The organism is Pseudomonas mangrovi (assembly GCF_003052585.1).
GTDB classification, from domain to species: domain Bacteria; phylum Pseudomonadota; class Gammaproteobacteria; order Pseudomonadales; family Pseudomonadaceae; genus Aquipseudomonas; species Aquipseudomonas mangrovi.
Genome location: NZ_QASN01000020.1, coordinates 394,605 through 417,458, shown reverse-complemented (window position 1 = coordinate 417,458; position 22,854 = coordinate 394,605). Strand labels below are relative to the sequence as shown.

The 22,854-nt window shown below is 64.7% G+C and carries 17 protein-coding genes and 1 tRNA gene; 2 read left to right on the top strand and 16 right to left on the bottom strand.

The window, feature by feature from the left end; all coding sequences use genetic code 11:
* Nucleotides 1-48 precede the first annotated feature (48 nt).
* Nucleotides 49-1,815 carry a toxin-antitoxin system YwqK family antitoxin gene (locus tag DBO85_RS14650; protein WP_158268900.1) on the bottom strand — a complete coding sequence of 589 codons (1,767 nt, stop codon included), beginning with the start codon at nucleotides 1,813-1,815 and terminating at the stop codon, nucleotides 49-51.
* An 11-nt stretch (nucleotides 1,816-1,826) separates the two neighbouring features.
* The gene (locus tag DBO85_RS14645) at nucleotides 1,827-4,070 is read right to left on the bottom strand and encodes a hypothetical protein (protein WP_108107999.1); all 2,244 of its coding nucleotides are present in this window, start codon (nucleotides 4,068-4,070) and stop codon (nucleotides 1,827-1,829) included.
* Between the two features lie 156 nt (nucleotides 4,071-4,226).
* Between DBO85_RS14645 and DBO85_RS14640 the strand changes: the two genes are divergently transcribed.
* The gene (locus DBO85_RS14640) at nucleotides 4,227-4,772 is read left to right on the top strand and encodes a hypothetical protein (protein WP_108107998.1); all 546 of its coding nucleotides are present in this window, start codon (nucleotides 4,227-4,229) and stop codon (nucleotides 4,770-4,772) included.
* A gap of 87 nt (nucleotides 4,773-4,859) precedes the next feature.
* Nucleotides 4,860-5,132 (top strand): HU family DNA-binding protein, encoded by a 273-nt coding sequence (locus DBO85_RS14635; RefSeq protein WP_108107997.1) that lies wholly within the window; start codon nucleotides 4,860-4,862, stop codon nucleotides 5,130-5,132.
* Nucleotides 5,133-5,174: 42 nt separating this feature from the next.
* Here DBO85_RS14635 and ligA read toward each other — a convergent pair whose 3' ends face one another.
* The 14 genes from ligA to pheT form a co-directional block, all read right to left on the bottom strand.
* A complete protein-coding gene (gene ligA / locus DBO85_RS14630) occupies nucleotides 5,175-7,544 on the bottom strand; it encodes an NAD-dependent DNA ligase LigA (protein WP_108107996.1) in 2,370 nt (789 codons plus the stop codon).
* A 102-nt stretch (nucleotides 7,545-7,646) separates the two neighbouring features.
* Complete coding sequence (zipA, locus tag DBO85_RS14625) at nucleotides 7,647-8,468, bottom strand: cell division protein ZipA (protein ID WP_108107995.1); 822 nt, start codon at nucleotides 8,466-8,468, stop codon at nucleotides 7,647-7,649.
* A 159-nt stretch (nucleotides 8,469-8,627) separates the two neighbouring features.
* Nucleotides 8,628-12,116, bottom strand: coding sequence for a chromosome segregation protein SMC (gene smc / locus DBO85_RS14620; RefSeq protein ID WP_108107994.1), 3,489 nt, complete (start codon nucleotides 12,114-12,116; stop codon nucleotides 8,628-8,630).
* 16 nt (nucleotides 12,117-12,132) lie between these two features.
* On the bottom strand, nucleotides 12,133-12,792 hold the full coding sequence (locus DBO85_RS14615) for a GntR family transcriptional regulator (RefSeq protein ID WP_108107993.1): 660 nt from the start codon (nucleotides 12,790-12,792) through the stop codon (nucleotides 12,133-12,135).
* Between the two features lie 78 nt (nucleotides 12,793-12,870).
* Nucleotides 12,871-13,356, bottom strand: a complete 486-nt coding sequence (locus DBO85_RS19145) for a hypothetical protein (RefSeq protein ID WP_146168213.1) — start codon at nucleotides 13,354-13,356, stop codon at nucleotides 12,871-12,873.
* A 103-nt stretch (nucleotides 13,357-13,459) separates the two neighbouring features.
* Entirely contained in the window at nucleotides 13,460-13,789 is a 330-nt protein-coding gene (locus DBO85_RS14605; protein ID WP_108107991.1) for a hypothetical protein, read from the bottom strand.
* A complete protein-coding gene (locus tag DBO85_RS14600) occupies nucleotides 13,780-16,248 on the bottom strand; it encodes a hypothetical protein (RefSeq protein WP_108107990.1) in 2,469 nt (822 codons plus the stop codon). The genes DBO85_RS14605 and DBO85_RS14600 overlap by 10 nt, the downstream gene beginning before the upstream one ends.
* 154 nt (nucleotides 16,249-16,402) lie before the next feature.
* Complete coding sequence (locus DBO85_RS14595; protein ID WP_108107989.1) at nucleotides 16,403-17,077, bottom strand: hypothetical protein; 675 nt, start codon at nucleotides 17,075-17,077, stop codon at nucleotides 16,403-16,405.
* Entirely contained in the window at nucleotides 17,074-17,670 is a 597-nt protein-coding gene (locus DBO85_RS14590; RefSeq protein WP_108107988.1) for an RNA polymerase sigma factor, read from the bottom strand. The genes DBO85_RS14595 and DBO85_RS14590 overlap by 4 nt, the downstream gene beginning before the upstream one ends.
* A 15-nt stretch (nucleotides 17,671-17,685) precedes the next feature.
* On the bottom strand, nucleotides 17,686-19,380 hold the full coding sequence (locus DBO85_RS14585; protein ID WP_108107987.1) for a vWA domain-containing protein: 1,695 nt from the start codon (nucleotides 19,378-19,380) through the stop codon (nucleotides 17,686-17,688).
* Between the two features lie 267 nt (nucleotides 19,381-19,647).
* Nucleotides 19,648-19,724: transfer RNA gene (locus DBO85_RS14580), tRNA-Pro, on the bottom strand.
* 76 nt (nucleotides 19,725-19,800) lie between these two features.
* Nucleotides 19,801-20,157: a MerR family transcriptional regulator gene (locus DBO85_RS14575; protein ID WP_108107986.1), complete on the bottom strand. Its 357-nt coding sequence runs from the start codon at nucleotides 20,155-20,157 to the stop codon at nucleotides 19,801-19,803.
* Nucleotides 20,138-20,440: an integration host factor subunit alpha gene (gene ihfA / locus DBO85_RS14570; protein ID WP_003282572.1), complete on the bottom strand. Its 303-nt coding sequence runs from the start codon at nucleotides 20,438-20,440 to the stop codon at nucleotides 20,138-20,140. Before ihfA ends, DBO85_RS14575 begins: the two co-directional genes overlap by 20 nt.
* Before the next feature lie 3 nt (nucleotides 20,441-20,443).
* The gene (gene pheT, locus DBO85_RS14565) at nucleotides 20,444-22,822 is read right to left on the bottom strand and encodes a phenylalanine--tRNA ligase subunit beta (protein ID WP_108107985.1); all 2,379 of its coding nucleotides are present in this window, start codon (nucleotides 22,820-22,822) and stop codon (nucleotides 20,444-20,446) included.
* Between the last annotated feature and the right edge of the window lie 32 nt (nucleotides 22,823-22,854).

The following is a 22,854-nucleotide window of genomic DNA, read 5'->3' as shown; positions in this document are numbered from 1 at the left end:
AGCTGCGAACTTGAATACCGCCGTCTCGCTGAAGGCGCACCCTGACACCTAGTCTTCGTCGCGACGCGTCTCGAGCAGTATTCCCTCGTCGTACTCCATGACCATGAAGCGTCGCCCGCCGGCGAAGTACTCACTGAGCCCGTGCTGGCGGCCGTCGCGATAGCGATCCACCCGCGCCAGCCCGCCGTCCACCTCGAAGCTGTAGTGCGTGCCCGTTGGACGGCCCTGATCATCGTAGCGGGCGCTGGCCATTAGATAACCTTCGGCCGACAGGGCCCGCCAGATGCCAACCTGCAATCCCTTGCGGTAGCTGCCATGCCAGTTCAGGCCGTCGTAGAGGCGTTGGCGCCAGACGCCGTCGGGCTTGTCGTCGCGATACTCACCCGCTTCGACCAGTTTGCCTGCCTCGTAGTACTCGGCGCGGCCATGACGCAGGCCATTGCGATAGTGTCCGCGCTGTAGCAGTTCACCCGCCACGGTCTCGCTACGCTGTTCGCCATGCAGACGACCCTGCTGATCGTAGTTTTCGGTGCGGCGCACCAGGGCGTCTACCTGAAGCCATTCGCCCACCTTGTTGTCGGCACGGTACCGCCCCTGTTCGATCACCTCGCCCGTGCGGCTGGTGACCTTGAACAGGCCTTCGCGCCGACCCTCGCGGAAGTGCTCCTCGCGTCGTTCGCCCTGCCAGCCGACGCTCAACCGCAAGCCATGGGAGCGACCCTGGCGCTCTTCATAGCGCTCGATCTGACTGCCGTCCTCGGCGAAGGCTTCGCGCAACTCCCAGCGTCCGTCGAGCGTCTTCTGCAGGCGACTCTCCAGGCTGCCGTCTAGGCGATACGTCTCGCTGCGCAGGTGCACGCCATGCGTACCGCTTTCACGTAGTTCAAGCGACAGGCGATTGCCCTGTTCGTCGAACTGCTCCTGGCGTTGCCGCTGCCCCTTGTCATCGAGAGTCTCCTCCTTGCGCAACGCACCAGAAGGAAAATAGTCACGATTTACCCCCACCTTGATGCCGTTGCGATACTCGGCTTCCTCCACCAGGACGCCGGCCTCGTCGAAGCGGCGAAAGGCACCATGCTGCTTGCCTTGGCGGTAGCTGCTTTCAAGAAAGAGCTTGCCGTTGGCGTGCCAGCGACGCTCCAGACCTTCGATGCGGTCATTCTTCAGGCTGTGCTCACTGGACTTGCTGCCATCGGCATGAAAGCTCTGCTTGAGCCCTTCGAGCACACCACTACGATAGTGTTCGCGCGACAGCAGAACGCCCTCCCGATAGCGTTCGGCCGGGCCTTCGAGCTTGTCATCCTGGTAGAAATGCCGCGCCGCCAAGCGTCCCTGCGCGTCATAGTGCAGGCACTCGCCATCCCGGCGCTTGCCATCGACGAGCTCGGTGCGGCTCTCCAGCTGGCCGTTGTCGTGATACTCGCTGAACTCGCCATGCAGCGTGCCGTGCCGGTAGTTCTGGCGGAAACGCAGCTGACCATTGTCGTGATAGGACAGCAGCTCCCCGTGGTAGCGATTCTGATCGTCGCGGCTGGCCTGCTCCTGCAGCGCACCGTTGGCGTGGTAGAAGCGGTATGGCCCGACCAGGCCGTCGTCAACCAGATCCGGACCGTCGAGAACGCCCTCAAGACGCAGACCACCCTCGCGGTAGTAGACCTTGACCGGCCAGCCATCACCCTGCTGCTGCGGCGCCTGCTCCATGTAGAAGCTGGCCTCGCTTTCCTCGACCGGCTCGAAGCTGGCGTCCAGCCACTGACGTTCAGCCATTGCCAGGCTCGGCAGCAGCAACAGCAGCGCCAGGTATTTGCGGATCATGCCGACGCTCCTCATGGCAGCGGTGCCAGTCGTGTGGTCCAGGTTTTCTCGAGGGGCTCGCCGTCGCTGCGCAACTGCTCCACGCGCACCGGCGTACCCGCCAGGCGCAGCAGACCTTCCTCGGTCAGGTATTCACTCAAGGCTGCGATGCCGACATCCAGGCCCTGCTGCTGCGAGGTCGCCGGCAACAACGTCAGAGCCCTGCCGCTCTCGTCGACGAAGCGGTAGCGACTCAGGAAGCTCGCGGCGCGCTGCCCCGGCTCGTCGACGTAGCCGGGCAGGCGTCGCGGGTCGATCAGCCAGGGGCGCTCGCCGAGTTCGAACTCGACCTCGTTCCAGCTGGCACGACCGCTACAGCGCAGCTGTGCGCGCAGCTCGATGCCGTAGAAATACTGACGCACGCCATCATCGGTACGCAGCTGCCACTGCTGGGTGGCCGGCAACTGCAGACCGCCGCTGTAATCCCTTTCTGCCGGCGCCTGCAGAAAGGTCAACGCATGCCCCGCCTCGCTCGGCGCATCCAGTACCTGCAACTGACAAAGGGCGGCCTGCTCCGTCGTCAGCGTCAGACGCAACCGATTGAGCTCGGCGTCTTCCAGCGCCAGCGTCTGCAGATCGAAAGGTGCGGCCACCGGCTGTATCTGCTCGCTCGGGTCCGCGTGCAGGTAGTAGCTTGCCTGTGGCGCAAGATCCAGCCGGTCATACTGCGCCTCGCCCGAAAGGAACTGCAGTTCGCGACTGAATTGTGCCTCGGCCTGGCGTCGCAGCAGATGCACACCCAACACCTTGGGGACATCGTCTGCGAACTTCACCCGGTAGCGCCAGCCGCCACTTTCAGCGGCGACCGAACGCAACAACCGCGCATCATCCAGTGTCAGCCAGTCCGCTGGCGGCGATTCGACATGCAGCCAGCCCTGGGCCCCGGTGAGCCCTTCGACCGCCATGCTGAAGAATGCCTTTTCGGAAGCACTGAACGAGAGAATGAACTCGCCCGGATTGCCGGTCGGGCTCAGCTCGATACCGGCGCCATCGAGTTCCAGCCTGCTGGACCGCTGCGGGTCCACCGGCAGTTCCAGGCGCTCGGGCAGGTAGGGGAAATAGTCCGCCTGCAGGCGAATCTGCTGCAACGCCTCCAGCTTCTCCTGGGTATCCTGCCAGCCAAGCGGCAGGTAGACCGCCATGGTGCGCGCGCCCTCGCCCGGCCGGGAACTCCGGGTCATCCCCCAGGTGGCCCCGAACAACTGCAGATCGAGTGGCTCGCCCTGGTCATCCAGCGCCTGCAGCCGACGAAATTCCAGATGTCCGGCGGTCTTGTCCAGCGCATGCAGATACTCGAGCCGAACGTTCTCGTAATACTCGATGCTGCCGACATCACTAGGGAACACCTGCGCTTCGCTGGCCGGCTCAGCCGGTAGCTCCGCGGACTGCTCCTCCCAGGCGGGAAAGATGAACCCTTCTGCGTCCGGCTCGTCCCAGCCATAGACGTCCAGCGAAGACAGAGGCACGCCCTGCTCGGCGGGCAGCATCAGAAACTGCGTACGTGTGGTTCCACGAAAGCCGTACTCATCGAACGGCTGCTCGGCCACCATCGCCAGGCGCCGCAGCCAGCCGCTGTTGCGCTCCAGACGCAGATAGCCGTAAGCACGGGCTTGCTCGCCATCGAGCTGAATGCTGGCGAGGACTTCTTCGTCGCTCACCTCTTCAACCCGCAACAGCAGATCTTCGCTGCCCTGGAAACTACTCAGCTTGAGTTCAGCGCCCACCTTGGCAGGGATTCGCTCCAGCAGCGCCGGCGTATTAAGTTGCTTGCGCATCTCGCTGACGAAGCGCTCGCCGCCCTCCTTGATCAGCGCGTCCCAGTGCTCGCGATGGCGACCTCGGATGTCCAGCAGCGCGCCGCTGTCGAGGTCGATGTCGAACTCGATGCCCTCCGCCATCAGCTCCCTGAACTGCGGGTCGGACTCATCCCGGTCGCTGCTGGAGATGGTGCGGCCAGGCATTTTCAGCTGCAGATAATCCGCGCGCACCAGCATGCGCAGATGAGGCCGGACTTCCTCGATCTCGTAGGTCACCAGCAGCGACCCGAGATCCGTTCTGCTCTGTCGAGTCCCGCCCGCCTCCAGGCTCATTTGACTCTTGGTGTAGAGCTGGTACTGGCGGCTGTCGCCCTTGTCCGGGCGGAAAGACACCTCGTCGCTGCCGCAGGCGGACAGGAAGAGAAACGAGCAGAAAAGAGCGGGGCTGAGCAGCTTCACGAGAGTCCCTGTGATGATTTATCCGAGGCAACGGCACTGCAGGCCCCTGCGGCAAAGCGCGGGAGTCTAACAAAGACGCTCGTTCCGCATCGCCGAAATGGCCGCGCCAGACACATCCTGTTAGGCTTTCCGGGCTTTTTCACAGGGAATGTGCGCATGTTCGCGCTTTACCGCCTGCACCGCTCCGACATGCCCCTGGCCTGGCATCTGCTCTGCCTGCTCGGGCTGTTGCCACTTTGCCTGCTGGCATTGTCCAGCGGCTTCGCCCCCACCACCAGCGGCACGCTGCTCGGCGGCTGGGCGAGCGGACTTTCAGTGTTCCTGCCGCTGCTGTGCTGCGCGCTGTTGCTGCTCGCCGGCTGGTTGCGCCTGGGACCGGCGCGCCTGCTGACGACGCTGGTGCTGGGTACGCTGGCGATACGAACGGTCATGCTGCACCGGGACCTGCCAGCATTGCTCGTCAGTGATGGCGGGCTGACCGTCGCGCTACTGGCCGTCTGCGCGATCACCGCACTCTGGCTGCTGCCTGCAGCACCTTTGCGCAGCGGGCGAGCTGCCTGGATCGCGGCGGTAGTTCTGCTGTTCATCGGCGGGTACTGTGCCTGGCTGCTCTGGCTGCAGTCGCCAGCGCTGCCGCCCTGCCGTTTCGATCCGCACAGCGGCAGACAGTTGAGCCTGTGTCTGGGTGTCGCACTTCGCTGAGCCGATCTTGTGCTAGCGTGCATGGGCCCGTTTCCCCGCCACAGCCTGGCACTTCATCCAACACGAGCAGCAAGGGAGTTTCACCCGATGACCAAAGACCAGCTGATTTCCGATATCGCCGATGCCGTCGACCTGCCCAAGGCCAAGGTCCGCGCTGTACTCGACCAATTGAGCGAAGTGGTTGCCGACACCCTCGAGAACGGTAGCGAACTGACTCTGCCGGGCATCGGCAAGCTCAAGGTCGGCGACCGCCCGGCGCGCACCGGCCGCAATCCGCAGACCGGCAAGAGCATCCAGATCGCCGCCAAGAAGGTGGTCAAGTTCGTTCCCGCCAAGGCCCTGAGCGACAGCCTCAACTGATCATCACCACCGTGGCGCCTGTCCAGCCGGCGCCACCTTCGCTCAGCCAGCCGCCTCCAGCGTCGCCAGCCGGACGATGAAGGCCTCCTCGTCCAGCACCGCAACCCCCAGCTCCTGCGCCCTGGTCAGCTTCGAACCCGCACCGGGGCCTGCGACCACGCAGTGAGTCTTCGCCGACACCGAGCCCGCCACCTTGGCACCCAGCGCTTCCAGGCGCGCCTTGCCCTGATCGCGACTCATGCTTTCCAGGCTGCCGGTCAACACCCAGGTCTGCCCTGCCAGCGGCAGACCTTCGGCAACTTTCCTTTCGCTTTGCCAGTGCATACCGAAGTCACGCAGCTGCGCCTCGATGGCTTGCGCCCGCGCCTGGTTGGCGGGTTCGGCAAAGAAGTCGCGCAGTGACTGCCGCGCCTTCTCGTTGAGCCCCTTGAGCTGGTTCAGATCGAGCCAGTCCTGGCTCAGTGCAATCAGCTCCGGCAGGCCGGCACAGCGTTCGGCCAGCGTCCGCGCCCCGGTGCTGGCGACAAAGGGAATCTGCAGTCGGTTGATGAATTCGGCAAAGCTTGCACAGGCGGCGAACTCGGCATGCAGATCGCCCTGCTCCTGCAGCTGTACCCCGCGCGCCAGCAGCGCACCGATGACGGCCTGGTTGTGCGCGTCCTCGAAGAAGCTGTGGATCTCGTGGGCGACTTCGGCACCGATGTCCGGCAGCCACACCAGAACCTCGGGCAGCGCTTTCTCGATGCGCGTCAGACTGCCCAGCGCGCGGGCCAGCAGCTTGGCGGTTTCCTCGCCGACATCGGGAATGCCGAGGGCATAGATGAAGCGCGCCAGACTTGGGCTGCGACTCGCATCGATGGCCGCCAGGAGTTTGCGCGCGGACACCTCGGCAAAGCCTTCCAGCGCGACCACCTGCTCGTAGGTCAGGGTGTAGAGATCGGCCGGCGAGGCGACCAGCCCGGTGTCGACCAGCTGCTCGACGATCCTGTCGCCGAGGCCGTCGATGTCCATCGCCCGCCGTGAGACGAAATGGATGATTGCCTGCTTGAGCTGCGCCTGACAGCTGAGTCGGCCGAAGCAGCGATAGATCGAACCCTCACTGAGCGATTCGCGACCCTTGCTGCGCCTGACCAGCTGGGTGCGCTCCACCGCCGAGCCGCAGACCGGGCACTGCTGGGGTATCTGCACCGCCCGCGCCTGTGCCGGGCGGCGCTCCAGCACGACCTGCATGACCTGGGGAATCACGTCGCCGGCACGGCGAATGATCACGCTGTCACCGATCATCAGGCCCAGCCGCGCCACTTCGTCCATGTTGTGCAGGGTCGCGTTGGCGACCATCACCCCGGCGACCTTGACCGGCCTGAGCCGTGCCACCGGCGTCACCGCACCGGTGCGGCCGACCTGGAACTCGACGTCGAGCAGCTCGGTGACTTCTTCCTGGGCGGGAAACTTGTGCGCCACCGCCCAGTGCGGCGTACGCGCGCGAAAGCCAAGTTGGCGCTGGTCGGCGCGGCGGTTGACCTTGTACACCACACCGTCGATGTCATAGGCCAGCTGCTCGCGGCGCGCACCTATGTCGCCGTAGTAGGCCAGGCACTGCTCGGCGCCGCGCGCCAGCTTCAGCTCGCGACTGATGGGTATGCCCCATCCACGCAACTGCTCCAGCATGCCGACCTGGGTCTCGGCCAGCTCCTCGCTGACCTGGCCGATGCCGTAGCAGCAGAACTCCAGCGGACGGCTGGCGGTGATCTTCGGATCGAGCTGGCGCAGGCTGCCGGCCGCGGCATTGCGCGGGTTGGCAAAGGTCTTGCCGCCCGCCTCGACCTGACGTGCGTTGAGCGCCTCGAAGCCGGCCTTGGGCATATACACCTCGCCGCGCACTTCAAGCATCTGCGGCCAGCCCTCGCCCTTGAGGCGCAGCGGAATGTTACGCACGGTGCGCACATTGGCGCTGATGTCCTCGCCGGTGGTGCCGTCGCCACGGGTTGCGCCGCGCACCAGCTGACCGTCCTGATACAGCAGGCTGACTGCCAGGCCATCGAGCTTGGGTTCGCAGCTGTATTCGACTTCGCTGCCGCCGCCAAACAGATCGCCCGCCGGCAGATCCAGCCCCTCACGCACGCGGCGGTCGAAGTCGAACAGGTCCTGCTCCTCGAAGGCATTGCCGAGGCTGAGCATCGGCACCTCGTGACGGACCTGGCCGAACGCCGCCAGCGCCTCGCCCCCCACCCGCTGGGTCGGCGATTCGGGCGTCACCAGTTCGGGGTGCTCGGCCTCCAGCGCCTGCAGCTCGCGAAACAGGCGGTCGTACTCGGCGTCGGGGATGCTCGGCTCGTCAAGCACGTAGTAGCGGTAGTTGTGTTCGTCGAGTTCGGTGCGAAGTGCGGCGATGCGTTCGGCGGGGTTGGTCATGCGAAAAAAGCCTCAAGCAGCAAGCTTCCAGCGGCAAGAACGAAAAAGCCCCAAGCCAAGCGCACGGCTTGCAACTTGAGGCTGGCAGCTTGCCGCTGCGTTCTAGCGTTTATGGGTCAGTTGCCGACGCTCGAACTCGGCGATGCGCTGGCGATAGTGTTCGATGGTCTGCGCGGTCATCACGCTGCGCTGGTCGTCCTTGAGTTCGCCGTCCAGCTCGTGGGAGAGCTTGCGCGCGGCGGCGATCATCAGATCGAAGGCCTGCTTGGGATGGCGTGGCCCCGGCATGCCGAGGAAGAAGCTCACCGCGCGGGTGCTGAAGTGCTCGATGTCGTCCAGGTCGAAGGTGCCCGGCTTGACGCCATTGGCCATGGAGAAAAGGATCTCGCCGTTGCCGGCCATGCTCTCGTGGCGGTGGAAGATGTCCATCTCGCCAAAACGCAGACCGCTTTCGAGGATGTTCTGCAGCAGCGCGGAACCCTTGAAGCCGCCTTCTCCGCGGGCGATCACGTTGATCACCAGGACTTCCTCGACCGGCAGCTGTTCGGCTTGCGCGGCCTGGCTTTCGCCGACCTCCGCTTCACCCTCATCGACGGGATTGAGCAGGGTCGGCACAGGCTCGTCGGCGCCCAGGTTGAGATCACCCTGCTGCGGCTCGCCGCCACGCCGGCGATTCAGCTCGCGAGCACTCATGGAAGGCAGGTCATCTTCATCCAGCGCCGGCTCCTGGTGGCGCTCCACCACCCTGGCCGGGCCGAGCAGATCGGGATCGCCGTCGTCGTCCGGCAGATTGGAGAAGCTGCGGTCGAGCTTGAACTTCAGCTTGCCCTTGCCACCGCGCATGCTCATCCAGCCGTGAAACAGAATGCCGACGATGACGATGATGCCGATGACAATGAGCCAATCGCGCAGACCGATATCCATGAAATTCCTGTGACCCCTTGAATAGATGACCGGCAATGGACAAGCCCAGAGCCGTGAAATTCTTGCGAAATGCCCATGGACGGAGGAAACACGCCGGGGCAGCTAAAAAATTGGGCCTAACCTAGCACGACGAAAGGCAACTTTACACCGTTCGTCGTATCAGGCATCGACCAGCGCCAAGGCCTCCTCGACGTCCACCGCAACCAGCCGTGAACAGCCCGGTTCATGCATGGTCACGCCCATCAGCTGATCGGCCATTTCCATGGCGATCTTGTTGTGGGTGATGTAGATGAACTGCACCGTCGCCGACATCTCCTTGACCAGTCGTGCGTAGCGTCCGACGTTGGCGTCATCCAGCGGCGCATCGACTTCGTCGAGCATGCAGAACGGCGCCGGATTGAGCTGGAAGATGGCGAACACCAGGGCCAGCGCGGTAAGCGCCTTCTCGCCGCCGGAAAGCAGGTGAATGGTGCTGTTCTTCTTGCCCGGCGGGCGCGCCATGATGGTTACGCCGGTGTCGAGGAGGTCTTCGCCAGTCAGCTCCAGGTAGGCGTTGCCACCACCGAAGACCTTGGGAAACAGTGCCTGCAGGCCGGCGTTGATCTGATCGAAGGTGTCCTTGAAGCGGTTGCGGGTTTCCCGGTCGATCTTGCGGATGACGTTTTCCAGGGTTTCCAGCGCCTCGACCAGGTCGTCGTTCTGTGCATCCAGATAGCGTTTGCGCTCGGATTGCTGCTGGTATTCGTCGATCGCCGCCAGGTTGATCGCTCCCAGGCGCTGGATGCGGCCGGAAAGCTGCTCCAGCTGTTCGGCCCAGGCCGCCTCGCTGGCCTCGGCGGGCAAGCTGGCGAGGACGCCGTGCAGGTCGTAGTTGTCCTCGGCCAGTTGATCCGCCAGGGCCTTGCGCTGCACGTTCAAGGTCTGCCAGTCGAGGCGCTGCTTCTCCAGCTGACCACGCAACAGCTGGGCCTGCTGCTCGGCCTGGGTGCGGCGTTTCTCGGCGTCACGCAGCTCGCGGTCGGCATCGTCCAGGGCCAGGCGCGCCAGGCGCAGCTCTTCCTCCACGCCCATGCGCCGGTCGAGCAGCTCCTCCAGCTTCAGGCGCAGCTCTTCCAGCGGTGCCTCGCCCTCCTCCAGGTTCAGGTTGAGCTGCTCGCGGCGCTCGATGGCGCGCTCGAACTGCAACTCCAGGCGCTCCAGGGCCTGACGCGTTGAGTCGTGCTGGGCCTTGAGCGAGCCCAGGCGTACCGCCAGTTGGTGCGCGTGATCCTTATGCTGCCGGGCCTCCTGCCGGGTGCGGTCGAGGCGTTCACGCAGGCCGTCGCGACGCCCCAGCAGAGCCTCCCGACGTTCGCTGTCGCTGGCCATGGCATCCAGTGCCTGTTCCAGCAGTGCCCGCGCCTCGCCCAACTGCTCCTGCTCCTGCTCACGCTGCTGGGCGAGCTCGGCGCACTCTTCCTCGAGCTGACGGCGACGCAGGCCGAGCTGCTCGGCGCGCGCCTGGCCGGCCGAGAGGCGCGCCTTGAGCTCGGCCAGACGCCGCGCCTCGTCCTGCAACTGACGCAGCTGGCGGTCGCGACTCTCTTCCTCGCCCCGCTGCCGCACGCGCAGTTCATCCAGCGCCGCTTCGCTGGCGACAAGGGCCTCTTCCAGCGATTCGCGCTCCAGCTGCAGGTTCTCCAGCTCCTGCCCCCGCGCCAGCATGCCGCTGTCGGCACCACTGGCGCGGCGCACCCGCAGAAAATGTCGACCGACCCAGTAGCCATCACGGCTGACCAGGCTTTCGCCCTCGCCCAGCGCAGCGCGCGCGGTCAGCGCCGCGTCCAGGGTCTCGACCGCGCGCACGCGGGCCAGCCAGGGACTCAGATCAAAGGGCGCCTCGACCTTGTCCAGCAGGCTGCCGGCACTGCCTGACAACTGCGCCGCAGTGCTGACCAGGCGCAGATCGCCCTGCTGGAAATCCTCCAGTGCCAGCCCTGCGAAATCCTCGACCAGCACCGCCTGCAGATCGGCGCCCAGCACCGCTTCCACCGCCTGCTCCCAGCCCGGCTCGACGCGCAGGCCCTCGGCCAGGCGTGGGCGCTGGTCCAGCTGCTGCTCGCGCAGCCATTGCTGAGTGCCCTGCCCAGGATCCAGTGCCGCCTGCTGCAGCGCCTCCAGTGAAGCGATGCGGCCCCCCAGGCGCTGCAGTTCACCCTGGCTCTGCTGTTGTGTCGTCAGCGCCTGGCGCAAGTCTTCGCGCAGTTGCTCCAGGCGCTGCACGGTATCGCTCTCGGCGACCTGCAGACCCTCCAGTTCCAGCTCGCCGGCCGCCAGTTGCTCGGCCAGCTCCAGCAGGGCCGCGTCCTCGGGATCGGCCACCAGCCGGGCAAGCTCTTCGCCCTGACGCCGCTGACGCTCGGCGACGCGCTCGAGGGTCTGCTCCAGTTGCTGGATCCGCGACTGCTGAACCTGCGCCTGGCGCTGCGGCTCGGCGCTGCGCTGGCTGAAGCCATCCCACTCCTCCTGCCAGGCAGCCATGGCTTCCTCGGCTTCGGCCAGCAGTGCCGCCAGCTCCTCGGCGGCGGCGTTGGCTTCTTCCAGCTCCGGTTCGAGCATCGCCCGCTCCTCGCCGAGGGTCGCCAGCAGGGTGCGGTCGTGTCCCAGATGCGACTCGGTCTCCAGACGCGCGCGCTCGGCCTCGCGCAGGTCATCCTGCAACTGGCGCAGGCGCTGCTGGCCGTGCTGAATGCTCTGCTCGACGCGAGCGATATCGCCACCCACGGAGTAGAAACGACCCTGCACCTGGTTGAAGCGCTCGGACAACTCGTGGTGACCATCACGCAGGCGCTCGATGCTGGCATCGGCATTGCGCTGCTCGGCCACCAGCGCCTCGAAGGCGACCTCCTGATCGCCGATGACCGCTTCCCGCGCACCGACCTGCTGGTTCAACGCGCTCCAGCGCAACGCCGACAGCTGCGCCTTGAGCTGGCGCTCCTCGGCCTTGTACTGCTGGTACTTCTCCGCCGCCTGCGCCTGGCGCTGCAAACGCTCGAGCTGGCGCTCCAGTTCCTCGCGCAGGTCGGACAGACGCGCCAGATTTTCGTGAGTGCGGCGGATGCGGTTTTCGGTCTCGCGGCGGCGCTCCTTGTACTTGGAGATCCCCGCCGCTTCCTCGATGAAGTTGCGCAGCTCCTCGGGCTTGGCCTCGATCAGCTTGCTGATCATGCCCTGTTCGATGATCGAATAGCTGCGCGGCCCCAGGCCGGTGCCGAGGAAGATGTCGGTGATGTCGCGGCGGCGGCACTTGGTGCCGTTGAGGAAGTAGGTGTTCTGCCCGTCACGGGTGACCCGGCGGCGGATCGATATCTCGGCAAAGGCGGCGTACTCGCCAACCAGCGAGTTGTCGCTGTTGTCGAAGATCAGCTCGATCGAGGCCTGGGTCACCGGCTTGCGGGTGTTGGAGCCGTTGAAGATGACATCGGTCATCGATTCGCCACGCAGGTTCTTCGCCGAGCTCTCGCCCATCACCCAGCGCACCGCATCGATGATGTTGGACTTGCCGCAGCCGTTGGGCCCGACCACCGCAGCCATGTTGCTGGGGAAGTTGACGGTAGTCGGGTCGACGAACGACTTGAACCCGGCCAGCTTGATACACTTCAACCGCATGCAGCGCTTCCTGTCGCTAGTGGGATTGCAGGGCAGCCAGCGCCAGCTGACAGTTCTGTTGGCAATAGCTGTCGAGGATGGCGGCGATCCGTGGTTTGTCGCGCGCCTCGATGGCATCGAGCAGCGTCACCATGCCGTCGAGGAACAGACTCATCTGGCTACGCCGCTGTTCCAGCGCCAGGTGATAGGTACGGGCGATGGCCGGGCGCAGGTTCTCGATGGTTTCCTGCAGATAGGGGTTGGCGGCGAACGGGTAGCCCGCGCGCAGGGCATTGAAGCTGTGTTCGACGAAGGCGTCGACATCGTCTGCCGCACAGCTCTCGCGCAGACCGCGCTGGATCTCGCGCATCGGCTGCAGGTCCTCTGCGCTGCTCCAGCGGTCCGCCACTGCATGGGCCATCAGGATGTACAGCTGGATCATCAGGTCATAGAGGCTGCGCACCTTGTGCGGATCGAGCGCTGCAACCTGGGCGCCACGACGCGGCAATATCTCGACCAGATGACGCCGCTCGAGGATCAGCAGCGCCTCGCGCACCGAGCCGCGGCTGACCTTAAGGCTCTGGGTGACCTTGATCTCCTGAATGCGCTCGCCGGCCTTCAGCTCACCACGGATGATGCGCTCGGCAAGATGCCCGGCGATCTGTCCGGCGAGGCTTTCGGAGGCCCTGAAGGTCATGATTTTCCTTGGAATTCGGCGCACGAAGAGGCGCGAGAGTGTAGCACAGGGCCACCCCTCGCCAAGCGCCGACGCGGCCTAGCGACGAATCTCCAGACGCAGTTCGGCACCTTCGACCAGGTGCTCGCCGTCGTCGCTTTCGATCAACCGGCCATTGAGGCGGTAGTCGCGCTTGATGTCGTGTCCGAAGAGCGACGGCAGCACCGGCTCCAACTGCAATGACTCGCCCGGCTCGACCGCCTCCAGCAGCTCTTCGGGCAGACTCAGATCGAGGGGGCGCAGCTCTGTTTCGTCTTCCGCTGGCGGCGTCTGCGTGCGTCCCTTGCTGCCGGGCACAACCGCCACGGTCGGCGGGCTGCTCGGTACCACCGGGGCGGCGATACGCGACGCCGGTGGTTTCCTGGCCGGCGGCGAGCTCTCCGGAGGAGCTGGCGCCTCTTCTACCTCCTGAGTAGTGGGCGTTGGCGCGGGTTCTGCTGGTTCCGGTGCGGCCTGTGGTGGCGCGGCAGTCTCCTCGCAACCGCTCAGGACCAGCGCCAGGGCCAGGATTCGCAGGTGAGTCATCGATCATTCCCAGGCTGCGGCGCGGCCTGACGGCAGCGCCGGATATCGGATAGCAGCCAAAATGCTGGTCCGCCGGCGGAGCATTTGCAAATCGTCTGGGCCATCAACCGACGGAACGTTCATCGCGTCCGGCGAAGATCGCGTACCCCAACCCCACATAGACCGCGGCATGAACCACACAACCGAGCAGATTGACCAACTGGAATCCGACCAGCATCGACGTGGAATCCTCGAACCAGCGCGACATACCCTGGGTCAGCAGGAAGCTCAGTATCTGCCACAGCAGCAGCGTCAGCGCGCAGGTCAGGGTGATCGCAGCCGCACGCGGACAGCTGCGCCACTTGACCGCCGCAAGAATGATCCCGCCGACCCAGGTCAGCATTAGCAGCATCGTGCCAAGTCCCGCCAGTAACGCCGGCTGCATCATGTCCATTTCGCTCTCCATGTATCCAGATGATCATCGTCCAGGCGCAGCCATTGTCCGGCGCGAGCCCGTTCGTCTGTTTCGAGCCAGAGACGGCCGCAGGCGCCGAGTGTTTGCACAGGCCAGCCCAGCATTGTCTCCAGCGCCAGCACGCAGGCTGCGCCGGCTTCCTCATCCACCTGCCAGTCGCTGTCGAATACCCTCAGCGACAGACGACCACCCGCCAGGCCTTCGAACAGCGGCATGCAGCCCAGACCCGGCCCCGGACCGTACAGGCAACGGGCCCGGACATCGAGCAGATAGGGCACCCACTGCATGCGCCGCGGCGCAAAGTCATGCCAGTCATCGCTCTCCCGCAGGCGGGTCACCACCAGATAGCGCCCGTCCGCCGACCAGACCAGCGCTGGCGTCAGATCCGCCAGCGCGACGCCGGACGCCGTCAGCAGACAGCCGCCCTGACGCGGGTGCCGCTCACGCGGGTAGCTGTCGCGATACTCGCTTTGCGCACCGAACAGCCAGGCCGCATCGTCGCCGGGCGGGCTGGGCAGGACGAAATCACCCTCGGCATTGGCCGCCTGCGGCCGATCGACCAGACGCCAGGGCGGCAGCACCTGCAGCCCCTGGGCCGTCAGTTGCAGGTGCCGCTCGCGATAGCACAGCCTCGAGCCTTCGGTCTCGGCAAGGAACGCCGCGGCGCGTGCCGGCCCCGGCGACTGACGATTGAAACGCTGCAGCGGCGTGGACTCGAGGGTGTCGTCGAGCCTGCCTACCACCTCGCTCAGACAGAGCCGCATGTCACTGAAGTCGAGCAGTCGGCCCAGCGGGGTCTTCAGCGCAAGTTGCCAGAACTGCGCCCGTGGCACATCCAGCACGGCCACCTCCCCTGCAGCGGCCGGCGCGTCGGCAAACGCCAGCAAGGCCAGATAGCGCCCCTCTTGCGCGGTGCGCACATTCAGCTGCCATTCACCAGGCAAGCGCTTGCCATCCAGTTCGCAGGCATAGGCACCAAGCCGGCCGTCGGCACTGTCGCGCAGCCAGCGCAGCTCGAGTCGCTGCCCGGCCGGCGTGGCGATACGAATCCTGCAACAGCCGCGCTCCGTCGCGCTCGCCTGCAGGGGCAGCACCAGTTGCAGACGCTGCAGCGCCCGCTCCCGCAGCTGGGCACGGCCCCGCGCATCATGGCCGTCGATCACCTGGATGGGGCTGTACACCTGCATCTGGCCGTAGCCGAACCGCAATTGATCCAGCTCGCCCAGGGCAAGCTCGGCGGTGATCAGCAGCGCGTCCTCCTCAAACCCCTCGACGGCGCCCAGCAGCAGACCCGGCTCGCCGACTGCCTCGACCCAGGGCCGGGGTAGCTCCCACCAGCCCCGTTGCGACTGCCAGCACCAGTAACCGCCATGACGCTGCACCCCACCCTGTGCGCGACAGGCAAGGCGCAGGCCGCCGGCATCCCAGACCGGCGTTTCAGCCTCATCCAGCAGCAGGCCGCTGTCCTGCCCGTCAAGCGCCAGGCGCAGCAGCGGATGGCGCAACGGTTGCAGCGGATCGTCCAGCGCCAGCAACGACGCCGGCAGCCAGGGCTCGGCATGCAGCTGACGCCCTTCGGGGGCGGGATAATCGCGCGCGTCCGGCAACTGCCAGGCGTCATCCGGCTCCAGCCACAGATCGCCCAGCTCCCGCAGTGCCACTCCCGTGGACTGGGCCAGCAGCGCGCGCAGGTCGAGCTCATAGGTCTTGTCGTCGGTAAGCGGGCTGCAGCGTCCCAGCAGTTTTTTCTCGAAGGCATCCAGCTCCCAGAAACAGTCGATCTCGACGAAGCGATAGACCAGGCGCGCCTGTCGATCCAGCACCAGCAGCCCCCAGCGCTGGCGCGAAGGGATGGGAGCCACGAAGTAGCGGCCGTCATTGGAGAACAGCGCCGAGCCGCCAAGCCCCTGCAGCAGCACGCCGTCGGCGAACAGATAGTCGCAGTAGCTGGGCCCGCCCATGGCGATCTCGCCGCGAGCCAGCAGGCGAATCGGCTCGCCTTCAGGGGTCAGCGTCGGTTCTCCTCCGCCCCAGGCACTGGCGCCCCGCTGTGCCGCGGCCCTGGCTGGTTCAGGCGTTATCGTTGCAAGGCCCAGACGGCGGGCCAGGGTCGCGCAAGCGGCAAGACCGAACAGCACCGCAACGGCGGCCACCGGCACGCCCCACCAACCGGGAAACCATGCCGCCAGGGGGAAAGCCGCACCGAGAATGGCGGTGACCAGTAAAAATCCCGCCTCGTCAGCGACACGCCGCGCACCCAGATACACGCATAGCAGCTGCGCCAGAACCAGCAGCGCAATGGCTGCCAGCGTCCAGGGCAACGGCAGCATGGCGACCAGCACGATGGGCGCCAGCAGATGGATCAGATGGCCCGCCAGCCTGAGCAGCAGACGACCCAACGGTTCGTCGCTATCGGTGGAATCGTGGCTGGCACTCATGGAGGCAATCCTTTTGCGTGGGTATCCACTGTTCAGTGCATGCCGCGAAACGCGCCTCGGCAGCGGGTGGGCGACTCTCGGAGCGTCCGCCCAGCCCGGTCAATCCGCACATCGCGCCGACGGCGGTATCCGAGCAGCCGCCTGTTGCGGTCACTCATGGCCCATCGGGATGCTGCAGCTGTTCCAGTCGCGCATCCAGATCCAGCTGCGGATGCGCCTCGCGCAGGGCCTGCAGCAGTTGCTGCGCTTCCTCGTCCAGACCCTTTTCGCGCAACTGCAGGACCTCGCTCAGTACTTCGTCCAGCTCACTGATCAGCGGCGGCACCAGGGGTTTTCTGATGCTCTGCGGTGCGTAGCCGGCGTCGACGTCAGCGATCTCGGCAGCCGCCGGCTGATCGGCCAGCGCCTCCACGCTTGGCGCAGCGCTCATGCGTGCCGCTTCCCGATTCAGCGGAGCCGGGCTGGGCACGGCGGTGCGTGGTAGTTCCTGTTTCCTTTTCGCAGCCAGCGACTCGCCCAGCTCTTCGCGCAGCACCGGTGCTACCTGGCGATCATCGATGCTCGGCTCCTGCGGCAGTCCCTTGAGCACCAGACCCAGCACCAATGCCATGCTCGCCAGACTGCCGAAGGCCAGGGCAAAGCGCTGCGGCCGGCGTAACAGATCGCGCAGGCGCGCCAGCAGCGAAGGACGTGCAGGCGCAACCGCTTCACGCGCTGCCGCAAGAATCATGGCGTCCAGCTCGGCAGACGGTTGCCCGGTCTCGTGAGCGCGATAGTGCTCGAGCAGCATCTGCTCGGCCGGTAGACGCTCCGGATTGGGGGTGTTCATCGGCAGACCTCCTCGGTCGGCGCCGGGTCGGCCAATAGCCGACGCAACTTCGACAACGCATAGCGCAGCCGGCTTTTCACGGTTTCCGCCGGCGTGTGGGTCAGCTCGGCGATCTCATGCAGCTCCATGTCGCCGTGGGCGCGCAGCAGAAAGACCTCGCGCTGCTCCTGCGGCAGATCGTCCAGAGCGGCCTGCAGACGCTGGCGGTCACGACTCAGATCAAGCTGCTGCTCCGGCCCCGGCTCGTCCGCCGGGCTGTCGTGCAGCTGCTCGTCAAAAACATCCTGCAGCCCCTGGCGCTTGCCGTGCTTGCGCCAGTGGTCGATGAGCCGGTTGCGCGCGATCTGGTACAGCCAGCTGCGGAACTGCACCGACGCCTGCTGCTGTTCGGAGGCGCTGCGCACCAGACTCAGCCAGGTTTCCTGGAAGATCTCCTCGGCCAGCGAGGCATCGCCGCACAGGCCCGCAAGAAAACGAAAAAGGCCGAGCCGATGCCGCGCATAGAGCACGGCAAAGGCGTCGGCGTCACCGCGCCGGTAACGCCGCAACAAGGCGGCGTCGTTCTCGGGTTGATCGGTTGTGGCTGCGCTCACTCGCGGTGTCTCTGGTCAACGTCCCTGGGTTGGCGCAGTTTGCAGGCTCTGCGCCAGTTCCACCAGTTGCACGAACTCGGCGCGCAGACCGAAGGTATCCTCACCGCGACTGCCGCGCGCGAGGGCCAGGGTCTGCTTGTAATCGAAGTCCCCCAGATACTTGCCGCCCTTGAGCTGCTGGGCGAACGCCGCCACCGATGCAGCGAAACGCAGATCCTCGCTGGCTTGATCCAGGGTCGCCACGCCCTGCCCCTGCTGCAGTGGAATCTCCATCAGCCGGCTGCTCTGCTCACCCGGTGTTTTCCAGCGCAGGCGCAATATGGCCAACTCGTCGGCCTTGCCACCACTGACGCCCGACTGCTGATAACGCAGCGGTTCCAGCCACCCCTTGTTGCCAGCCGGGACGATCTCGTAGAGCGCGGTCACCGTATGCCCGGCCCCGATTTCACCAGCGTCAACCTTGTCATTGCTGAAGTCCTCGCGCTTGAGGGCGCGATTTTCGTAACCGAGCAGACGGTACTCGCTGACCTGGGCCGGGTTGAATTCGACCTGGATCTTCACGTCACTGGCCACGGTGGCCAGGGTCGAGCTGAGCTGATCGACCAGTACCTTGCGCGCCTCGCGCAGGTTGTCGATGTAGGCGTAGTTGCCGTCACCGGCGTCAGCCAGTTGCTCCATCAGGCGCTCGTTATAGTTGTCGGTGCCAAAGCCCAGCGTGGTGAGCGAAACGCCACCCTTGCGCTTGTCAGCCGCCATTTTCTTCAGGCTGTCGAAGTCGCTGATGCCGACGTTGAAGTCGCCGTCGGTGGCCAGCAGGATGCGGTTGATGCCCTTGTCGAGGAAGCCCTTCTGCGCCTGTTGGTAGGCCAGCTGGATACCTGACTCGCCTGCGGTGGAGCCGCCCGCGACGAGGCCGTCGATGGCGGCACGAATCTTCGCCTTCTCCGCCCCGGAAGTGGACTCGAGCACCACTTGGGAGTTGCCGGCGTAGGTCACCAGAGAAACCCGATCCTGCTCGCGCAACTGGTCGACCAGCAGCTTCAGCGTAGCCTGCACCATTGGCAGCCCCTCACGGCGATGCATGGAGCCGGAAACGTCGACCAGGAACACCAGATTGGCCGGTGGCAACGCGCTGCTCTGCACGTCCGATGCCTTGATCGCCACGCGCAGCAGACGGCTCTGCGCGTTCCACGGCGAGGGCGCGATCTCGGTGGTCACGCCGAATGGCGTATCACCCTTGGGCAGCGGGTAGGCGTAGGGGAAATAGTTGACCATCTCCTCCAGTCGTACCGCCTCGGCCGGCGGCAGTTGGCCCTGATTGAGGAAGCGCCGCACGTTGGCGTAGGCACCGGTGTCCACGTCGATACTGAAAGTCGAGACCGGATGCTGCGCCACTGCCTGCACCGGATTGTCTTCGACATCCGCGTACTGCTCGCGGTAGCTGTCCTGGTATTGCTGCTGGTAATCGCCGGGCATGGGCGCCACCGGCATCGGCGCCGCCATGCGGACCAGCTCGCGCTTGGAAGCTGCATAGCCCGCGTTGACGTCGGCGACCTGTTCGGCCAGCACCGGCGCCGGCTTGCTCAGTTGATCAGAACCTGCCTGAACCTGAACCTCCGGCTCGTTTTTGACGGTGCAGCCCGCCAGGGCAATGAGAAAGACGCTGCCGAAACCGGACAGCAGAGGGAGCAGTTGGATGTGACGGGACATGACGCGCCTCCTTGATGGCGATAGGGTCCATTCACAGAGGTAGACGAGGCACTTCAGCGTGACGGGTTAAGCTCGCAGGAAAACTTTTATCTCTACCTACAACACCGCCAAGCATAACGCTCGGCATGTATTCGGCTTCGCGGAGTGCAGACAAGAAGCATCCTGCGGCGATGTTTGCCGGTCACCGATAGAGCGAGAGGATCGAGCACAAACGTCGAAAACAAAAAGGCCAGCTCATATCTGAGCTGGCCTTTTTGTTGATCTATTTGGTCGGGACGGAGTGATTCGAACACTCGACCCCTTGCACCCCATGCAAGTGCGCTACCAGGCTGCGCTACGCCCCGACGATGCATTCATTCGAACGCGACGCGCACTATACAGGAATGCTTCGCACGGTCAAATGGTTTTTAAAACAAAGGCTTACTTACGCAGAACGAGAAGCAGATCTTCCAGTTCGGAGATCATCTGACGGATCAGCTGTTTGTACTGGGTGGTGTCGTCACGCGCTTCATCGCCGGACAGACGCTGGCGGGCGCCGCCGATGGTGAAACCCTGCTCATAGAGCAACGCGCGGATCTGCCGGATCATCAGCACGTCCTGACGCTGGTAATAACGACGGTTTCCACGGCGCTTCACCGGATTGAGCTGCGGGAACTCCTGCTCCCAATAGCGCAGGACGTGAGGCTTGACCGCACACAGCTCGCTCACCTCACCAATGGTGAAGTAACGCTTGCCAGGAATCGCCGGCAGTTCGTCGTTATGACTTGGTTCCAGCATATGCCTCGACCCTGGCTTTCAATTTCTGTCCTGGACGAAAAGTGACCACACGCCGTGCCGTGATCGGAATCTCTTCACCCGTTTTGGGGTTACGACCGGGACGCTGACGCTTGTCCCGGAGATCAAAATTACCGAAACCGGACAATTTGACCTGCTCGTTATGCTCGAGAGCCTGGCGAATTTCCTCGAAAAACAGTTCCACCAATTCCTTGGCTTCCCGCTTATTCAGGCCAAGCTCCTCGTACAGACGTTCAGCCATCTCAGCTTTCGTCAGAGCCCCCATGCGCTACTTCCTTAACGTGGCGTTGAACCTTTCTCCAAGCAAGGTGAGGATATTTTCAACGGATGCACTCACCTCATCGTCGTTAAGAGTGCGTGATGCATGTTGCCAGGTCAAGCCGACCGCAAGGCTTTTTCTTTGTGGATCAATACCTTTACCGTGATAGACATCAAACAGTCGAAGATCAGCCAGGCTTTCACCGGCCGCTTCGCGGGCGGCCTTAAGAATCTCTTCTGCCGGCGCCTGACGATCCACCAGCAGAGCCAGATCCCGGCGCACTTCGGGGAAGCGGGAAAGCTCCCGATACGCGGGAAGGCGACCGGCGACAACTTCGGCCAGTACCAGCTCGAACAGATACACCGGCTGGTCGATACCCAGCTCGCGCGCAAGCTCAGGATGCAGTGCGCCGATAAAGCCAACCTGGCGCCCGTCGCGCTCGATGACCGCGCCCTGCCCCGGATGCAACGCACAGTGCTCTGCGACGCGGAACGAGAACGCACCGGCAGCACCTGCAACACCCAGTAGCGCCTCGACATCGGCCTTGGCATCGAAGAAATCGACCGACTCCTTGCCATTCGACCAGCCTTCCGGGAGTCGCGCGCCGCATACCAGGCCAGCCAGCATCGCTTCCTGCTTGAGACCTTCTAGCTGCCCTACGAAACGCAGGCCGCTTTCGAACACGCGCACCCGCGTCTGCTGGCGATTGAGGTTGTGCTGCAGGGCCTTGATCAGACCCGGCCACAACGAATTACGCATCACAGACATGTCGGCAGAGATCGGATTGGCCAGCTGCAGCGGCTCGACGCCCGGGCTGAACAGCTCGAACAGCCGCGGATCGATGAAGCTGTAGGTAATCGCTTCCTGATAGCCGCGAGCCACCAGCAGGCGACGCAGTGCTGCCAGATCGGCACGCGCCTCTTCTTTCGCCTGCGGAGCCAGACGCGCCTGTGGGTAACGTACCGGCAGACGGTTGTAACCGTAGAGACGGCCCAGCTCCTCGATCAGATCAACTTCCAGGCTGATATCGAAGCGATGACTGGGCACCGTGACCGTCCAGACACCCGGACTCTGCTCGCTTACACCCAGACCAAGGGCTCCGAGCAGCCGCTCGATGTCGCCGCCGTCCATCTTGAGGCCAAGCATCTGCTCGACCCGCTCGGCACGCAGAGTAACCGGAGCGACGCTGGGCAGGTGCTCGGCACTGGCGACTTCCACGATGGGGCCCGCTTCACCGCCGACAATCTCCAGCACCAGCCGAGTGGCCCGCTCCATCGCATCACGCGACAGCTGCGAATCGACACCACGCTCGAAACGATGAGAGGAATCGGTGTGCAGACCGTAGGAGCGCGCCTTGCCGGCCAACGCGATGGTGTCGAAAAACGCGCTTTCCAGGAACAGATCGCGGGTCGTTGCACCCACTCCGCTGTGCTCGCCACCCATGACGCCGGCGATTGCAAGAGCTCGCTCATGATCGGCAATCACCAGCGTATCGGGACGCAGGGTCATTTCCTGGCCGCCGAGCAACACCAGTTTTTCGCCTTCTTCGGCCAGGCGCACGCGAATCCCGCCGCGCAACTGGGCCAGATCGAAGGCATGCATTGGCTGACCCAGCTCCAGCATCACGTAATTGGTGATATCCACTACCGCATCGATGCTGCGGATATCGGAGCGGCGCAACCGCTCAACGATCCACAAAGGCGTCGGACGCGAAACATCAACGTTGCGCACGACGCGACCCAGATATCGAGGACAGGCGGCCGGGGCGACAATCTCTACCGGGAGCACTTGGTCGCACGTTGGCACTACTGGCTCGATTGCGATCGAGGCAACCGGCACCGAATAGATCGCACCGACTTCGCGCGCCAGGCCAACCAGTGACAGGCAGTCGCCACGGTTCGGGGTAAGACCGATCTCGATGCTGACGTCATCCAGCCCGAGGTACTCGCGCAGATCAACACCCACCGGGGCGTCTGCCGCCAGCTCGAGCAAGCCAGCATTCTCCTCACTGATCTTCAGCTCCGACGCCGAGCACAGCATGCCGAAGGACTCCACGCCGCGCAGCTTGGCCTTCTTGATCTGGAAGTCTTCGCCCAGCACGGCCCCGATCATAGCAAAGGGGATCTTGATGCCCGGACGCGCGTTGGGCGCGCCGCAGACGACCTGAAAGGTTTCGCTGCCATTGCTGACCTGGCAGACACGCAGCTTGTCGGCGTCCGGATGCTGCTCGGCACTGAGGATCTCGCCAACCACCACACCACTGAATTGCCCCGCGACTGGCGCTACCGCATCCACCTCGAGCCCGACCATCGACAGACGAGCGACCAGCTCATCACGGGATACCGGGGGATTGGCCAAGCTACGCAGCCACTGCTCACTGAATTTCATCCTGCTCTCCTAAACCTGCTCAGACGATCTGC

Excerpts from the sequence above, each read along its gene's own strand:
- DBO85_RS14650 (WP_158268900.1), bottom strand. The coding sequence starts at position 1,815 with ATGATCCGCAAATACCTGGCGCTGCTGTTGCTGCTGCCGAGCCTGGCA.
- DBO85_RS14640 (WP_108107998.1), top strand. The coding sequence starts at position 4,227 with ATGTTCGCGCTTTACCGCCTGCACCGCTCCGACATGCCCCTGGCCTGG.
- DBO85_RS14635 (WP_108107997.1), top strand. The coding sequence starts at position 4,860 with ATGACCAAAGACCAGCTGATTTCCGATATCGCCGATGCCGTCGACCTG.
- ligA (WP_108107996.1), bottom strand. The coding sequence starts at position 7,544 with ATGACCAACCCCGCCGAACGCATCGCCGCACTTCGCACCGAACTCGAC.
- zipA (WP_108107995.1), bottom strand. The coding sequence starts at position 8,468 with ATGGATATCGGTCTGCGCGATTGGCTCATTGTCATCGGCATCATCGTC.
- smc (WP_108107994.1), bottom strand. The coding sequence starts at position 12,116 with ATGCGGTTGAAGTGTATCAAGCTGGCCGGGTTCAAGTCGTTCGTCGAC.
- DBO85_RS14615 (WP_108107993.1), bottom strand. The coding sequence starts at position 12,792 with ATGACCTTCAGGGCCTCCGAAAGCCTCGCCGGACAGATCGCCGGGCAT.
- DBO85_RS19145 (WP_146168213.1), bottom strand. The coding sequence starts at position 13,356 with ATGACTCACCTGCGAATCCTGGCCCTGGCGCTGGTCCTGAGCGGTTGC.
- DBO85_RS14605 (WP_108107991.1), bottom strand. The coding sequence starts at position 13,789 with ATGGACATGATGCAGCCGGCGTTACTGGCGGGACTTGGCACGATGCTG.
- DBO85_RS14600 (WP_108107990.1), bottom strand. The coding sequence starts at position 16,248 with ATGAGTGCCAGCCACGATTCCACCGATAGCGACGAACCGTTGGGTCGT.
- DBO85_RS14595 (WP_108107989.1), bottom strand. The coding sequence starts at position 17,077 with ATGAACACCCCCAATCCGGAGCGTCTACCGGCCGAGCAGATGCTGCTC.
- DBO85_RS14585 (WP_108107987.1), bottom strand. The coding sequence starts at position 19,380 with ATGTCCCGTCACATCCAACTGCTCCCTCTGCTGTCCGGTTTCGGCAGC.
- DBO85_RS14575 (WP_108107986.1), bottom strand. The coding sequence starts at position 20,157 with ATGCTGGAACCAAGTCATAACGACGAACTGCCGGCGATTCCTGGCAAG.
- ihfA (WP_003282572.1), bottom strand. The coding sequence starts at position 20,440 with ATGGGGGCTCTGACGAAAGCTGAGATGGCTGAACGTCTGTACGAGGAG.
- pheT (WP_108107985.1), bottom strand. The coding sequence starts at position 22,822 with ATGAAATTCAGTGAGCAGTGGCTGCGTAGCTTGGCCAATCCCCCGGTA.